Consider the following 16124-nt stretch of genomic DNA (forward strand, 5'->3'; position numbering starts at 1 on the left):
AGACGATCTTGTTTTTACAAGGTCGTCTTTTTTTAAGACAAAGTTAAGAAACTATTTATATTATATATGGCATGAAGAAAGTTCGTTACATGAAGAAGAGACTAGGTGTATGTGAGTGGGGTTTATCAATCATAATGTTATCTCAAGCAGCGATGAGATGTATGTATAGTATTAAAAAAACTAGGGGAATGATGGGAAAGAAAGTATAAGAGGGAGGAATTAATTTTGAAAAAGAAAATGATGACGGTATTCACTATTGGAGTAATGAGCTTAAGTATATTAGGGGGTGCCTCTCCTTCTGAAACATCAAAAGGAAAGACAGATTACACACAACGTAGTAAAGAACAATTAAATAATGGAAAGATACATGCTGTGCATACAGAAGAAAAGGCAGAGAATCTAGGTATTGAAACGGAAGGGAAAGAACAAATTACGTTAGAAAAAGAAATTCATGAGACAGAAGTAGGAAGAGAAGCGAAGCAGCTAGGAATTTCGATTGAAGGAAAAGATGTTGGGACGCTGTCAGAAGAAATCTATGAAACAAAAGTAAAGCAAGAAGCGTTAAAACTAGGCATATCTATAGAAAATACATCAATTGTAAATTTAATTAATCAAATTAATACGATTAAAATTAATGATGAAGCGGATAAATTAGGTATTTCGACAAATGGAAAAGAAATAGAGGACATTGCAGAAGAAATCTATGGAACGAAAGTAAGAGAGGAAGCAGGGAAGTTAGGTATTTCACCAAAAGGAAAAGAGATAGAAGTGTTAGCACAAGAGGTGTACGAACAAAAAGTGCAGGAAGAAGCAAAAAAATATCATATTGATTTATATGGGAAAGATATATATCAAGTATTAAGAGAAATTAATGAACAAAAGGTGCTACAATTGGCAGATGAGCTTAATATGGACAAAGCGAACATGAATATTCAAGAGCTAACAGAAAAAATAAAAAAAGATCAACCTGAGAGAGAAAAAGAACTAAATTTTGTACCAGTGATTCGAACGGATGCTGACGCATTTTATTCTTATTTAACGAACTAAAAAGGGCGTGAGAGTGATACGGAGGTTTAAGTGGTATATATGTATAGCATTACTAGCTATAGCGGTATGGAGTGTATATACAAATGGAATTACAAAGTATGGGGAGAAGTGGACATTCTTCAATATACAAAACGGGAAAGAACCGGAATTTAGTAATAATGATGAAAAGGTCATTTTATCAAGTGTACCATTAATTCAGCAACTACCAGAGCTAGATAGAGGCTGTGAAGTGACAAGCTTAGCGATGATGTTACAATACGCTGGTGTTTCAGTGGATAAGATGACATTAGCAAATGAAATAAAAAAAGTTGATTTTATAGACGATGGTGTGCGCGGGAATCCAAATGAAGGATTTGTAGGTAATATTTATACATTTTCTGAATCGGGATATGGTGTATATCATGGGCCACTTTTTCAGTTAGCGGAAAAATATTTACCTAATAAAGCTGTAGACTTAACAGGGAAGAATATAGAAGAAATTTATAAGAGGATAAAAGCAGGGCAACCTGTAGTCATGATCACAAATGCAACATTTGCACCATTAGATGCAGCTGAATTTACTACATGGGAAACAAATAGTGGAGATGTTTCTATTACGTATAATGAACATTGTGTTGTACTTATTGGATATGATCAGGAATTTGTATATATTCGAGATCCACTTGAGGATAGCTTAGATGTAAAAGTACCGAGAGAAACCTTTGAACAGGCATGGGTACAAATGGGAAGTCAGGCAATTAGTTATGTAAAGAGCGTCAAATAAATTAGGACGAAGAGTTTTAGTAATATGACTATAAGGCGAAGGGTAAAGATTTAAGGATTATAAGAGAAGTTTTATAGAGTAGAAGCTGTTAAGAAATAAGAGAACTTTAGCATATATAATGCTAAAGTTCTCTTATTTTTATGATTAAAATACGTATAAGGAGTGGATATGCAAAGATGCATAATTGACGAAAAATTTACATGTTATCATTATATATTGTTTTATGCATGTTAATTGTATAAAATGACACAAGTATCCACATTACATAAAGGAGGCTTATTATGCAAAAAATATTTAACTGGGTTAAATGTATGAGTATCAATAAAAAATTAATCATTTCATTCTTTATTATTTTAACTATACCAGGAATTATTATTGGTGGTGTTTCATATCAAACTGCCAAAACAAATTTTGAACATCAAATGACAGCTAAAGCAAAGGAGAATATTTCGATTTTAAATACTGTTATTTCTCAAAATATAGAAGAGAAATTTGTTGATGCGACGTACTTTGCAGACATCTTAACAGAAGATACATATCTAAATGGACAGGAAGAAATAGTAAGAACGAAGCTAGCGCAATATATAAAACTTCATCCAGAAGTAGAAGGTATTTATATTGGAACAGAGACGGGAAAGTTTATAAGAGAACCATTTATCCAAATGGCTGATGGATACAATCCAAGAGATAGATCTTGGTATAAAGAAGCACATGAAAATAAAGGGAAAGTAATTGTTACTTCACCATATCAATCAGCATCTACCAAAAATATGGTAGTGACAATTGCTAAAGAAGTAAAAGATGGTAAAGGTGTTATAGGAATTAACTTAAATTTAGATAACATCTTAAAAATTTCCAAAATGATTAATATTGGTGAAAAAGGTTATGCAGTTATTTTAGATCAAAATAAGCAAATTGTTAGTCATCCATCTAGAAAACCAGGTGCAAAAGTTACTGATCCTTGGATTAAACCAATTTATGAAGAAAAACAAGGAAATGTGTCTTATACAGAACAAGATGATAAAAAGAATTTAATCTTTGCAACAAATGAGAAAACAGGCTGGAAAGTAGTTGGTGTTATGTTCGATGAAGAAATTAACCAAGCTGCCAGTCCAGTGTTTTATAAGACTTTGATTGTCATTGCTATTGCTATTGCATTTGGTAGTATATTAATTTATTTCATTACAAAGTCTATTACAGGGCCATTACGAAAAATAGCTGAATCGGCATATAAAATTAGTAAGGGAGATTTAACAGAGAAAATTACAATCCATTCCAAGGATGACATAGGGAAATTAGGGAATTCATTTAATGAAATGTCTATGTCTTTACAGGATGTTATTACCCAAATTAGCTTTTCAGCAGAACATGTTGCAGCATCGGCTGAAGAGTTAACAGCGAGCGTACAGCAAGCAAATGATGCGACAGATCAAATTACAATTGCGATGGAACAAGTATCAGGTGGGGCTGAGTCACAAAGTCAAGGTGTTGAAGAAGGTGCGGCTACATTACAACAAGTAAATACAGCAATTCAAGATGTAACTGGAAGCGCAGAGTCAATTTCTATTTCCTCATTACATGCCCGTGAAAGAGCTGAAGAGGGAGAAGATTTAGTTGAACAAACCGCAAAACAAATGCAGTCTATTTCTAGGTCGGTATCCGAGTCAGATGCTATTATTAAACTTCTTGATGAGAAATCAAAGCAAGTAGGAGCTATTTCTGAAGCAATTCAAAACATTGCAACTCAAACAAACTTATTAGCTTTAAATGCGGCTATTGAAGCAGCAAGAGCAGGTGAACAGGGACGAGGATTTGCTATTGTAGCAGATGAGGTTAGAAAATTAGCAGAGCAATCAGGAGAGTCATCTGGAGAGATTGCAAATTTAATTGCAGAAATTAAGGCGGATATTGAACATACTGTTAAGGCGATGGATAATGTGAATGGAGAAGTTCAACAAGGCCTTGATGTTGTAACAAAAACGAAAGTAAGTTTTACGGAAATTTTAAGTTCTACTACACATATTGTTTCTCAAGTTAATCAAATGGTAGAAACAACGAAGAGAATTGCTGGAGATGCAAATGAAGTGACAAATGCTATTGATGAAATTGCAGCTGCTGCAGAAGAAAATACAGCTAGTATGCAAAGTGTTGCAGCTTCAACAGAAGAACAGGTTAATTCCATGGAGGAAATTAGTTCAGCTTCGCAAAACTTAGCTGAGATGGCAGAAGAACTACAAGCGATGACTAGTAAATTTAAAGTATAATAACAGCAGATAAGTAAGGTGAAAATAATATCACCTTACTTATTTTTCTATTCAGCAATTAGGGGAGTCATTAACAGGATGAAAAAAAGAAAAAGACTATGGAATTTATGGAAAACGATTACATTGTTAGTTTGTACAGTTGTAATTTTTTCTTTACTTGTGACAGATATATTAATTAGTCATAATGTAGAACGGACGACGGAGGATAGCCAAGCAGAGAAAGCAAAAACAATTGCACACATTGTGGCGAATGATTCGATTGTAATCGATGGTTTGGTTGGGAAAGCAGATACCTCTGCAATCCAAACGTATACAAATAGAATATTACAAAACACAGGTGTTCAATTTATTGTAGTTATGGACATGAATGGAATAAGAAAGTCACATCCAAATCCTCAAAAAATAGGGCATCATTTTATTGGGGGAGATGAAGGGCCTGCATTGAAAGGAAAAGAACATGTATCGTTAGCAGAAGGAACTTTAGGTATTTCCATGCGAGTGTTTGTACCAATATTTTCTGAAACAGGTGAACAACTTGGAGCAGTGGCTGTTGGTATTTCAGCAGATAATGTAAAAGAGAGAGTTAAGGAAAGTAGACATATTATTTATATTGGTGTCGGAGTGGGTGTATTAGTCGGAATTATAGGAGCAATATTGCTAGCTAGACATATAAAGAAAAGTTTATTCGGTCTTGAGCCGCACAGGATAGCAAAAATTCTTGAAGAAAGAAATACGATGCTACAATCTGTAAAGGAAGGTATTATTGCTGTAGATAAAGAGGCTAGAGTAACGTTAATTAATAATGAAGCGAAACGTCTATTTAAAAAAAGCGGACTTGAAGAAGATTTTATCGGTAAAGATGTTGAGTTGTATATGCCAAATTCACGTATAAAAGAAGTATTGCAAACGGGAGAAGTACAATTAAACGAAGAACAAAATATTTATGGAATTACGATTGTGACGAATCGAGTTCCTTTATATGTAAAAGGAGAAATAGTTGGTGCAATTGCAACATTTCGTGATAAAACAGAGATTAGAAAACTAGCAGAGGAACTAACTGGTATTAGACTATATGCAGAAGCATTACGGGCACAATCTCATGAGTTTATGAATAAGATGCATGTCGTATTAGGGCTTACACATATGAAACAGTATGAAGAATTACAGAAGTATATAAGCGGCATGGTATCAGAGCATCAATATGAAATTGGTGGAGTTATGAAAAGAATAAAAAGTCCAGTATTTGCTGGTTTTTTACTAGGTAAGCTCAGCTATGCTAGAGAGAAAAATATAAAATTAATTATAAGTGAAGATTCTTACATGCCGGAAATAGATGTTGAAAGTATTACTCATGAACTTATTACGATTGTCGGAAATTTAATTGATAATGCATTAGAGGCAGTTACGAATTGTGAAAAGAAGCGAGTTGAAGTTAAGATACAACATGGGGATATACTAACTATTACAGTGCAAGATACGGGAAAAGGTATAAAAGAAAAAGAAATAGAGGAATTATTTACGAAAGGTTATTCCACAAAGGGAGATAACCGCGGTTATGGTTTGTATCTTGTAAAAGAAAGTATACAGCGAATAAATGGGGACATTCATATGCATTCATTAGTAGGAAAGGGAACAACGATAACGATTGAAATACCTAAAGGTAGGGATGAGAGGCAAATATGATTAAAGTTTTAATTGTAGAAGATGACCCGATGGTAGCAATGTTAAATACGCATTATTTAGAGCAAGTAGGAGGATTTGAACTTGTTCAAGCAGTTAACTCAGTAAAGTCAGCGATAGAAATATTAGAGAAATCACGAGTAGATTTAGTATTACTTGATATTTTTATGCCTGAAGAGACTGGTTTTGAGCTTTTAATGTATATCCGGAACCAAGAAAAAGAAAGCGATATTATAATGATTTCAGCTGTACATGATATGGGAAGTATAAAAAAAGCATTACAATATGGCGTAGTAGATTATTTAATTAAACCATTTACATTTGAACGATTTAAAGAGGCATTAACTATATATCGAGAAAAACTTACTTTCATGAAAGAACAACAAAAAATTAGTCAATCGGAATTAGATTTATTAATTTTACAAAAAGAAAAAAGAGAGCCTACTGTGACGAAAGAGCTTCCAAAAGGGTTAACGAAGCAAACGTTGCAATTAATTTGGCAGAAGATCGAGTCTCTGAATGGAAGAGTATTTACAACAGATGAAATGGCACAATTAGTTGGAATTTCAAGAGTTTCTATTCGAAAATATGTAATGTTTCTGACTGACATTGGGGTGTTAGAAAACGAAATGATGTACCAACATGTGGGAAGACCTGTAAGTAAATTAAGATGTGTTGATCAAAAGAAAATAGAGTTTTACGTATAAGCGACTTAACATAAGTCGCTTATACTTTTTTTAATTACAAAATCAATTACAAAACTTACAAAAACTATTTTTACTATTGAAAGCGTTTTAATATTGTTATTAAGAAAACGAGGGGGTGCCATATGGGAATTCAAAAGAATGTGGAAGCGGTATCATTTTCTGAAGGAAATGAAGTACAAAGAGAATCTTTCGCTTCTAAAATTATGAATGTAAAAATCGGTGTTATACCTTTACCGTTATATGTAGTATTGGCTGCTATTATTTATGGGGCATCTGTATATAATAAATTGCCAGCAGATATGATTGGTGGATTTGCAGTTATTATGATCATGGGGATTTTCTTAGGCGATATTGGGATGAGAATTCCAATTTTAAAAAATATCGGTGGTCCAGCAATACTTTCGTTATTTATTCCATCATTACTTGTATTTTTTAACTGGATGAATCCAGCTTCAATGGAAGCTGCGACTATGTTAATGAAAAAATCGAACTTTTTATATTTATATATTTCTTGTTTAGTAGTCGGAAGTATTTTAGGAATGAACCGTAAAGTGTTAGTACAAGGTTTCGTTCGTATGTTTATTCCTTTAGTAGTAGGGACGTTAGCTTCTGTAGCAGTAGGATTATTGGTCGGTTCATTATTTGGATTTGAAATGAAGCACACATTCTTCTTTATCATCGTACCAATTGTGAGTGGTGGTATCGGGGAAGGGATTTTACCATTGTCGCTAGCTTATAGTGATATTTTAAATGAATCATCAGCAACGTTTGTATCACAGCTTATTCCAGCAGCTATTATTGGAAATATGTTCGCAATTGTAAGTGCAGGGTATATGAAGCGTTTAGGTGAGAAGAAACCGGAGCTTAGTGGTAACGGTGTATTAGTGAAAACAGACAATCAAGCAGAATTATTAAAAGAACAAAATACAGAGAAGCCAATTGACTTCTCATTAATGGGAGCAGGTTTATTAATTGCGTGTACGTTCTTCATCTTCGGAGGATTTGCTTCTAAGTTCATCGGTATTCCTGGGGCAATCATTATGATTTTCTCAGCAGCGCTTGTGAAATACTTTAAATTAATGCCAGCAAAAATGGAGCAAGGAGCATTCCATTTATATAAATTTATTTCGAAGAATTTAACTTGGCCTTTAATGGTTGGATTAGGATTGCTATATATTCCGTTAAAAGACGTAGCAGCAGTTCTTTCAGTAGGATATGTTGTTGTGTGCGCATCGGTTGTTCTTACAATGGTAGCATCAGGTTTTCTTGTAGGGAAAGTGATGAAAATGTATCCAGTTGAATCAGCGATTGTAACTGGATGTCATAGCGGTTTAGGTGGAACTGGAGATGTTGCTATTTTATCAGCTTCAAATCGTATGGAATTAATGCCGTTCGCGCAAATTTCGACTCGTTTAGGCGGAGCGGCAATGGTTGTAACAGCGACAATATTATTAAAGATGTTTTCATGATCAAACAAGCTAGCTATATTCATATAGCTAGCTTGTCAAATTAAGGGGAGATTATAAGTATGTTAGCAAATCAAATTAATGAAAGATCATTGTTATTGCATAAAGAATTAGTAGGGAAAATTGAAATTACAAGTAAAGTAGAAGTAAATTCAGCGGATGATTTAAGCCTGACGTATACACCAGGTGTAGCGGAGTCTTGTAAAGCAATTGCGGCAGATGAAGAAACGGTGTATGACTATACAGCACGTGGTAATATGGTGGCAGTTGTCTCAGATGGAACAGCGGTACTCGGTTTAGGAAACATTGGACCGAAAGCGGCTATGCCTGTTATGGAAGGAAAAAGTATTTTGTTTAAGAAGTTTGCGAATGTAGATGCTTTCCCATTATGTTTAGGCACAACGGATGTAGATGAAATCGTTACCCTTGTGAAAAATTTAGAGCCTACATTTGCAGGGATTAATTTAGAAGATATTGCAGCACCGCGTTGTTTTGAAATTGAAAAACGATTAAAAGAAGAAACGAATATTCCTGTATTCCATGATGATCAACATGGAACAGCTATTGTCGTTTTAGCAGCTGTTATTAATGCATTAAAAGTTGTTAGCAAACAAATGGATAATGTGAAAATCGTTATTAACGGTGCGGGTTCGGCAGGAATTGCAATTGGAAAATTATTATTAAAGGCTGGTGCAAAGCACATTACGCTAGTTAGCCTAGAAGGTATTGTTTGTGAAGGTGAAACATGGATGAACGAAGCGCAAATTGAAGTTTCAAAAAAGACAAATCGTGAACATGTGCGTGGAACGTTAAAAGAAGCGATTAACCAAGCTGATATTTTTATTGGCGTATCTGCTCCTAACGTATTAACGAAAGAACTTGTACAGACGATGAATGAGAAAGCAATTGTGTTTGCAATGGCGAATCCAATTCCAGAAATCTTCCCTGAGGATGCATTAGAGGCTGGGGCAGCTGTAGTAGGAACTGGGCGCTCGGATTATGCGAATCAAGTAAATAATGTATTGGCGTTTCCCGGAATATTCCGCGGTGCGTTAGATGTGCGCGCAACTGATATTACAGAAGAGATGAAATTAGCGGCAGCATATGGGATCGCTAACATCATTACTGATGAAGAACGTAATGCGAATTATGTAATCCCGAATCCATTAGATAAAAGAGTTGTTCCAAGTGTTGCGGAAGCAGTAGCGAAAGCAGCTATTGATTCAGGCGTGGCACAAATTACGAAAATACCACGTTATTAATAGCTAAAAGCAGTGCCTAAAAGGCACTGCTTTTTTGAGATAAGAAATCAAAATAATGAAGAAGTGTAGAATTATTTATGTTTCTTCACTATTTATTTAATTCCATTGCAACTTGTTTACCATTCACTAAAACCTCAGTTACTGCTACGATTACTTCTATCATTTTTTTCATCTCTCATCTCTCCTCGTTCATTTCTTACTTTAAGTATAAGAGAAGAGAGATAATTCAACTATCGAAGTACATGACGTAGAAATTACATTGTTGTAAGAAAGTGGTTTATTTTTGTCACTTTACTTAGCGGTGATTACAAACTGATCATAATATTTTTCATTCACATAGATATTTAATAACCATAATCCAGATGAAGGTAGTGACATAGCGAGAGGGAGTTCGCTTGTAGTAGAATTGATTGTATTTGAAGTAGTCCAAGTTTGTTTGGAAATTTCTTTTTGAAAGAGTACTGGTGTTGGAGTTACAGATCCTTGTTTTAGCGCAATAATAGACAATTTTCCAGTAGATATTTCAGAATCTAGAAAGTACCACATTATTTCATTTTGTTCATTTGCGATAATAGGACTATCAGCCATTGCGATTTTTCCTTCGATGCCTTTTAAAGGTATTTTTCCGTCTATGAATGAGGGGGCTTCTTCCCAATTTACATCTTTTAAAACACTAAGGTGAAAGAAGGAAGGTGCGTTCACTTGAGTGGATGAAGTTGCTATTACGTCTTTTTTTTGTTCTTTTGAATCCGGTTGAGTTTGTGTGCATCCAGTGATGAGGAGGGAGAGAAGTAGCATAGTTCCGATTTTTTTCATGGTGCCACACTCCTAGTTTTTATTGTTAGTGTAATTGTATTTGCTAGAAGGCGGGACAATTCCTTTAAAGTATAAAAAGAGGTCGTAAGTTTTGTACGACCTCTTTTGACATTTTTTATCCCGTAAAGCCCGATTGGTGTAGGTTAATAATCAGTGGGAGATAGCCCCACTAATTAAAGTTTCATTTTATATTTGTTCCGTTGTATAGGTTGGTTCGGTTTCTTTTTGAGGCATCGTCAAAAAAATAACGGACAGAACGATACATACGCCGCCTAATAATTGGTATGCTCCAAAAGCTTCATTTAGCCAAGTGATTGAAACGATGGCAGCTACAAGGGGTTCAATGCTAGATAAAATGCTTGTTTCTGTTGCTGCTAAATATTTAAGACTACCGATATATAGAAGGAAAGAAAGGGTACCACTAACAATGATAAGAATAAGCATAGAAAAAGTTTTCAGTGTAAGGGTTTGTGAAAATTGATTCCACCCGAATGAACGATTATAAATAAGTAGTGCAATTCCTCCGATTAACATCCCCCAACCAATTACTACAGTTGTCCCGCATTCTTTAATGAGAGAAGCCGGATGAAGGGTATAAAATGCAAATCCGATTGCTGTTAATAGTCCAAAAATAATAGCTTCTTTAGATAAAACAATATTTTCAATTGAGCCATTTGTAATAATAAAGTATGTTCCTATTAGCGCGGCTATAATTGCGAATAGTTGCATGGAAGCAGGGAATTTTCTTTGTTCAAATGCAACATACACGGTAATAAGAACAGGACCTAGAAATTGAAATAGCGTTGCAGTGACCGCGTTACTAATATGAACCGTTTCGATAAAGGCGTATTGTGCACCGAGCATGCCGAGAATAGAGAAAATAATAAGTTGTATAGAATATCTAGGATGTTTCCAAATTTGAAATATGTTTTGTTTCTTTATAAGTAAGAAAGACAAAATAAATATTCCTGCAAGTAACAATCGAATTGTTAAAAAATCAATTGAGGATACATTAGTATGCTGAAATAGCCACTGAATCATTGGACCAGATAATCCCCATAATGTAGCCCCTGTAATAATCATAATGAGTCCGATACGTCTACCATTGTTCATTATCATGTTTCTCCTCTCCGGTATTTGATTTTTGATGTGTGACATGATAAAAGGAATTATATATAAAATCTGGTACTGTAAAAAGTATCAGATTTTAATTTTATTAAGGGGTCAGATATTATGTTAGAATTAACGCCTAATTTAAATGTGAATAGTAAAAAGGCATTGTATGTGCAATTGTATGAGTATATAAAAAAAGAGATTAAAGATGGATCGATTGTCCCTTTTACGAAATTACCGGCTAAGCGAAAGTTAGCGATACATTTACAAGTAAGTAAAAATACAGTAGAGGCAGCCTACGAACAATTACTTGCAGAAGGTTATATTGAATCGATATCGAGAAAAGGTTATTTTGTATGCAAGATTGAGCAAATGGTTCATGTAGAGGATAGCGAAGAGAGGATAGAAGAAGTCCCGTTTCAGGAGAAGTGTTATAAATTTGACTTTACACAAACAGGAATTGATACAAATGCTTTTCCATTTAATATGTATCGGAAAATTGTAAATGAAGTATGGCAGCCGCATAATAACGAACTTCTCTTTCTAGGACACCCTCAAGGGGAAGCAAGCTTAAGAGAAGAGATTACGAATTATTTGTATGAATCTAGAGGTGTGCGTTGTTCAGCTAGTCAAATTGTATTAGGAGCGGGAACACAAATATTAGTGAAACTATTGTTTCAATTGTTAAAGGGAAGCCATTATGCAGTTGAAAACCCAGGGTATCATAGGAAGATGGTTGTTTTTGAACAGGGAGAAGCAAGAGTCAAAATGTTATCTTTAGATAGAGATGGAATTTGTATTGCAGATTTAGAAAATAGCAATGCGAATGTTGTATTTGTTACACCTTCCCATCAGTTTCCATATGGAATGATTATGCCTATTACGAGAAGGATGCAGCTTTTACAATGGGCAAAGAAAGAAGAGAGCAGGTATATTATTGAAGATGATTACGATAGTGAATTTCGTTATTCTGGAAAGCCTATACCGGCGCTGCAAGGGTTAGATACAGAGGGGAAAGTTATTTATATGGGGACGCTATCTAAAGCATTATTGCCATCGCTACGGATGAGCTATATGGTGTTGCCGAAGAAATTAATTAAAAAGTATCAACAGCAATATTTATTTTATACACAAAGTGTTTCAAGAATAGATCAAGAAGTGATTAGAAGATTTTTAAATGAAGGATATTGGGAAAAACATATTCATAAAATGCGTGTTGTCTACCGAAAGAAGAGAGATAGACTTGTTTTTGAAATAGAGAAGTATTTCTCTAATCGTGTTGAAGTGATAGGAGAAGATTCGGGATTACACATTTTATTAAAAGTGCATAATGGAATGCGGGAAGAAGAATTAATTCAAGAAGCTGCGAAATATAGTATTAAAATATATCCTGTGTCTACGTACTATAAAGACGGTATGGCGCCTGAGAGTGTAGTTTTACTTGGGTTTGCGATATTATCAGAGGAAGAGATTGCGAAAGCGATTCAATTATTACACACGGCATGGTTTACAAGAAAGTAAAAAACATCCTCCAAACATGAGGATGTTTTTTATTATTTATTTTCATCTAAGAATAAGACCATATGCTCTTCGTCCCAATATTGTCCGTTATATTTTAATGAACGTTCTTGTACACCGAATGTTTTAAAACCTAATGATTCATAAAGTTTTTTCGCTCCATCGTTGCCAACAACAACATCAAGCATAACTTGTTCTACTTCTAAAGATTTAGCAAGCTCAAGACATTCTTTAATAAGTGCTTTTCCTGCTCCAAGTCCGCGTGCTTTTGGAGATACATATACAGAACCGATTTTAGCTTTATGTTCTTGTTTTACATATGGTTTCGTTTCCAGTGTTGCAACCCCGATTAATTTTCCATCTTTAAATGCACCTAGCGTATAGTTTTCATCTTGTGCTAATTTTTGTGCTTTATATTCAATCGCACACTCTTTATTAATAATATCTTCATAAGAAGAGCTGAATGCTTCAGGGTTTTGCTTTAATCCTTCTACGCGAAGTTCTAAGTAAATTTCTGCTTCGTCTTTTGTTAATACATGGATATCCAATTATATCACCCTCCAAATCTTTGCAAATGTACCTTTATTTTATATTGAAATAAGAATAATTTCAAAAGCTTAGCTTATATGAGCTGTTTTTATGAACAAAATAACACCAGTAGTGTTTACTACTACTGGTGTTTTCACACGCATATTATTCAAAAGGTAGCTCGATTATAAAGTTTGTTCCCGCTTCTAATTGGCTTGTTACTAGAATAGAACCGTTATGCAATTCTACAATTTCCTTTGCAACAGCTAGCCCGATGCCTTTTCCGCCTGTAGCTCGTGTTCTGGATTTATCAACACGATAAAAACGGTCAAAAATATGCGGGATATCTTCTTCAGGAATACCTTCACCTTCATCTTGTACACTTATTGTAAAAGAATATGTTTCCATGAGTACACGTATCGTAATGGATGTGTTTTCTGGCGAATGTTGATAAGCGTTGTGTAATAAATTTAACATAACTTGTTCCATACGTCTTTCGTCTATACAAACTTCTAAATCATCTTTGCAATATACATGAAGTTGCATTTGCTTATTCGTTAATGTTGTTTTTGTTTTTTCAACCATTCGTTCTAAAAATGGCTGAAGAAGCACTTTTTGTTTTTTTATAACAAATTGGTGTTGTTCTAATTGTACAAGCATAAATAAATCTTGGACGAGATCGGTTACACTATCCGTTTCATCCTCAATGATTTGTAAGTATTCTTCTCGCTCCTCTTTTGTTAAAGAGTCTCTCTTTGCTACCTTTGCATAACCTTTCATATAGGTCAATGGAGTTAATAGTTCATGAGCGACACTAGCGAGAAATTCATTGCGCTCTTTTTTCATATACGTAAGCTCACTCGATAAATCTTCAATTGTTTTTGCTAAACTTCCGAGTTCATCATTTCGTTTAATACCTAATTGAATTGGCTTGTTTAATTTTGACATTTTTTCTGTCGCTCTCTTCATTTTTATAAGAGGATCTGTAATAAATTTAGAAAAAACAAAGACAGAAATAGTTGTTAAAATAATCGTCAAAATACTAATGATAAGAAATTGATGCAGGAGTTTAAGTAACATCTTTTCTAAGAAAGATGTTTTTAATAACATATGTAAATTACCTTGAAATCCTTGAATTTCAAGTGGACTTACTGTTGAGATGAATTTTGATTTTTTCCAGTTTCTTTCTACAATTAACCCGCTTTTTGGAATAGATTTTGTTTTACAAATAAGTTGTTTTTGCATTTCTTTCGTTATGGGTTCTGAGTTAGAAATAATTTTGCCGTTATTGTCAGTTATAATGATTGTGATATCAGTATTAGCAATTAATTCGGAACCGATTAAATCTTCAGCCGCATGCTCGATAGTGAAATCCTGATACCGAGGGTGTTTAGGACGTTCTGTGTATTGCTGTTGTTTAGAATGATCATTCCATCTTGCACGGTTTACAATCTTATCACGATACCGATTACCTTTCTCTAATAGAGCATCGGTTTCTTCTTTCACACGCATTGTTGAAAGGCTTTTATAAAAAGATACGAAAGCAATTGTTTCAATACATAAAGCTAATATTAAAAAGTATGTCCCAATTTTAAGGGAAAGTTTACTCATTTTCTCACCATACCTTATTCATAATAAAGAGTCAGTGGTATACGATTTCCCACTGACCGAAGTAATTATTCACTTTTCCATTTATATCCGACTTTATAGACCGTTTCTAGGTAATCTTCAATCGGAAATCCTTTTTTGCGTAGTTTATCACGGATATTACGAATGTGTGAATCAATTGTTCTATATTCGATATCTGTTTCATAGCCCCAAATTTTTTCGATTAAATCATCTCGGCTATAAGCACGGTTTGTATTTTGCAAAAATAGTCCGAGTAACGAAAATTCGATAGGAGTTAGCGAGATTTTTTCATCGTACACTGTGACGGTATGTTTCGTTTTATCCCACTCAATACCATTGAAACTAACAAAGCCATCTTTTTTTGTACGGCGTAATATAGCCTCGATTCGTGCGACTAATACATGCTCATCAAATGGTTTTGTAATATAATCATCTGCGCCCATCGTGAGGCCTTTCACCATATCGTAGTTTTGGTTGCGAGCTGTTAACATAATGATAGGAACGTTAGAAATTTGACGAATTTGATAGCAAGTATCCCATCCATCCATATTCGGCATCATAACATCTAATAAAATAATATCGAATTCTTTTTGTTCGATTAATTTTAGTGCTTCAAGGCCAGAGGTAGCTTTCATACAAAAATAGCCGCGAGGGCTTAAGAATAGATCTAATAATCGTAACATACGTTCTTCATCGTCTACTAATAAAATTTTTACCATAATCTTGTGCACCCCAAACTGTTCATTCTACTTGTATAGTTTACATGAAAATAATAAAAAACTCTTTTTATGTGATTGAATGGAGGGATGATTTTTTCGCTCGGAGTAATTGACATAAAAAATGCACTAGTTTTGCACAACTATTTTTTATAATAAAAAACGTAGCGACACAAAATACCCTATGTTGCGACATAACGTCATGTCATTTTATTTATAAAATGACAATTCCATTCTATTGTGTATGTGAGATAGAGAGGGTTTTCGTATTCACCTCGCATCGGATAAGAAAAATTTCCTATCTCACACTTTTTTTAAAAGGAGATCATACACATGAATTCAAAAGAAGAAATTTCAAAAAAAGAAAAGCAAGATCGTAATACGGTTGTCATGTGCGTTGCCGTATCTATGGTTATTATTATAAGTTGTGTAAATAAAATTTTGGGGATTTTATAATATAAAAAAAGCTGATTGCTTCTTAAGAAGCAATCAGCTTTTTTCATTGTTAGGGGAGTATTCCTATATGATAAACCAAGGTAAAATTGCTAACCCAGAAGTTACAATTGCTGTAGTAAATATTAAAAGCATAGCTCGTTTGTTTTGTTTCATGTCACA

Annotated in this window: 14 protein-coding genes and 1 pseudogene; 10 read left to right on the top strand and 5 right to left on the bottom strand. The window is 34.1% G+C overall.

The genetic code is table 11. The features are described from left to right. Positions 1-225: 225 nt before the first annotated feature. The 8 genes and pseudogenes from AB6801_RS28985 (at position 226) to AB6801_RS29015 (ending at position 9189) form a co-directional block, all read left to right on the top strand. Positions 226-1047, top strand: a complete 822-nt coding sequence (locus AB6801_RS28985; protein WP_000728596.1) for a hypothetical protein — start codon at positions 226-228, stop codon at positions 1045-1047. 13 nt (positions 1048-1060) lie between these two features. Continuing rightward, positions 1061-1810, top strand: a complete 750-nt coding sequence (locus tag AB6801_RS28990; RefSeq protein WP_000621163.1) for a C39 family peptidase — start codon at positions 1061-1063, stop codon at positions 1808-1810. A gap of 422 nt (positions 1811-2232) precedes the next feature. Continuing rightward, positions 2233-3135, top strand: a pseudogene (locus tag AB6801_RS31295) (HAMP domain-containing protein); the annotation flags it as partial. A gap of 120 nt (positions 3136-3255) precedes the next feature. Next, on the top strand, positions 3256-4074 hold the full coding sequence (locus AB6801_RS31300) for a methyl-accepting chemotaxis protein (protein ID WP_432804035.1): 819 nt from the start codon (positions 3256-3258) through the stop codon (positions 4072-4074). Positions 4075-4152: 78 nt separating this feature from the next. Continuing rightward, positions 4153-5757, top strand: a complete 1605-nt coding sequence (locus tag AB6801_RS29000; protein WP_097995335.1) for a sensor histidine kinase — start codon at positions 4153-4155, stop codon at positions 5755-5757. Next, positions 5754-6461 carry a response regulator gene (locus AB6801_RS29005; RefSeq protein WP_097999540.1) on the top strand — a complete coding sequence of 236 codons (708 nt, stop codon included), beginning with the start codon at positions 5754-5756 and terminating at the stop codon, positions 6459-6461. The genes AB6801_RS29000 and AB6801_RS29005 overlap by 4 nt, the downstream gene beginning before the upstream one ends. Before the next feature lie 122 nt (positions 6462-6583). Then, entirely contained in the window at positions 6584-7930 is a 1347-nt protein-coding gene (locus AB6801_RS29010) for a 2-hydroxycarboxylate transporter family protein (RefSeq protein ID WP_000512722.1), read from the top strand. A 59-nt stretch (positions 7931-7989) separates the two neighbouring features. Further along, entirely contained in the window at positions 7990-9189 is a 1200-nt protein-coding gene (locus AB6801_RS29015) for an NAD(P)-dependent malic enzyme (protein ID WP_000880782.1), read from the top strand. Between the two features lie 291 nt (positions 9190-9480). On the opposite strand, the gene AB6801_RS29020 is transcribed toward AB6801_RS29015, so the two are convergent. Beyond that, positions 9481-10005 (bottom strand): DUF4871 domain-containing protein, encoded by a 525-nt coding sequence (locus tag AB6801_RS29020; RefSeq protein WP_000719696.1) that lies wholly within the window; start codon positions 10003-10005, stop codon positions 9481-9483. 186 nt (positions 10006-10191) lie between these two features. Then, a complete protein-coding gene (locus AB6801_RS29025) occupies positions 10192-11118 on the bottom strand; it encodes a DMT family transporter (RefSeq protein ID WP_001059059.1) in 927 nt (308 codons plus the stop codon). Positions 11119-11238: 120 nt separating this feature from the next. Here AB6801_RS29025 and pdxR point away from each other — a divergent pair, with 120 nt between their 5' ends. Continuing rightward, a complete protein-coding gene (gene pdxR, locus AB6801_RS29030; protein WP_000891924.1) occupies positions 11239-12639 on the top strand; it encodes a MocR-like pyridoxine biosynthesis transcription factor PdxR in 1401 nt (466 codons plus the stop codon). A gap of 32 nt (positions 12640-12671) precedes the next feature. Here pdxR and AB6801_RS29035 read toward each other — a convergent pair whose 3' ends face one another. The 3 genes from AB6801_RS29035 to AB6801_RS29045 form a co-directional block, all read right to left on the bottom strand. Next, positions 12672-13184, bottom strand: coding sequence for a GNAT family N-acetyltransferase (locus tag AB6801_RS29035; RefSeq protein WP_000351212.1), 513 nt, complete (start codon positions 13182-13184; stop codon positions 12672-12674). 145 nt (positions 13185-13329) lie between these two features. Beyond that, positions 13330-14775, bottom strand: a complete 1446-nt coding sequence (locus AB6801_RS29040) for a HAMP domain-containing sensor histidine kinase (protein ID WP_000041028.1) — start codon at positions 14773-14775, stop codon at positions 13330-13332. Between the two features lie 65 nt (positions 14776-14840). Next, complete coding sequence (locus tag AB6801_RS29045; protein WP_000238956.1) at positions 14841-15512, bottom strand: response regulator transcription factor; 672 nt, start codon at positions 15510-15512, stop codon at positions 14841-14843. Between the two features lie 330 nt (positions 15513-15842). Here AB6801_RS29045 and AB6801_RS29050 point away from each other — a divergent pair, with 330 nt between their 5' ends. Next, positions 15843-15965 (top strand): hypothetical protein, encoded by a 123-nt coding sequence (locus AB6801_RS29050; RefSeq protein ID WP_001085006.1) that lies wholly within the window; start codon positions 15843-15845, stop codon positions 15963-15965. Positions 15966-16124 lie beyond the last annotated feature (159 nt).

It is taken from the genome of Bacillus sp. RCC_6_1 (assembly GCF_041360755.1).
In the GTDB taxonomy this organism is placed as follows: Bacteria; Bacillota; Bacilli; order Bacillales; family Bacillaceae_G; genus Bacillus_A; species Bacillus_A cereus.

Coding starts and splice junctions, on each gene's coding strand:
- AB6801_RS29050 (WP_001085006.1), top strand. CDS start 15,843: ATGAATTCAAAAGAAGAAATTTCAAAAAAAGAAAAGCAAGATCGTAAT.
- AB6801_RS29000 (WP_097995335.1), top strand. CDS start 4,153: ATGAAAAAAAGAAAAAGACTATGGAATTTATGGAAAACGATTACATTG.
- AB6801_RS29020 (WP_000719696.1), bottom strand. CDS start 10,005: ATGAAAAAAATCGGAACTATGCTACTTCTCTCCCTCCTCATCACTGGA.
- AB6801_RS29015 (WP_000880782.1), top strand. CDS start 7,990: ATGTTAGCAAATCAAATTAATGAAAGATCATTGTTATTGCATAAAGAA.
- AB6801_RS29045 (WP_000238956.1), bottom strand. CDS start 15,512: ATGGTAAAAATTTTATTAGTAGACGATGAAGAACGTATGTTACGATTA.
- AB6801_RS31300 (WP_432804035.1), top strand. CDS start 3,256: ATGGAACAAGTATCAGGTGGGGCTGAGTCACAAAGTCAAGGTGTTGAA.
- AB6801_RS29040 (WP_000041028.1), bottom strand. CDS start 14,775: ATGAGTAAACTTTCCCTTAAAATTGGGACATACTTTTTAATATTAGCT.
- AB6801_RS29025 (WP_001059059.1), bottom strand. CDS start 11,118: ATGAACAATGGTAGACGTATCGGACTCATTATGATTATTACAGGGGCT.
- AB6801_RS29005 (WP_097999540.1), top strand. CDS start 5,754: ATGATTAAAGTTTTAATTGTAGAAGATGACCCGATGGTAGCAATGTTA.
- AB6801_RS29010 (WP_000512722.1), top strand. CDS start 6,584: ATGGGAATTCAAAAGAATGTGGAAGCGGTATCATTTTCTGAAGGAAAT.
- pdxR (WP_000891924.1), top strand. CDS start 11,239: ATGTTAGAATTAACGCCTAATTTAAATGTGAATAGTAAAAAGGCATTG.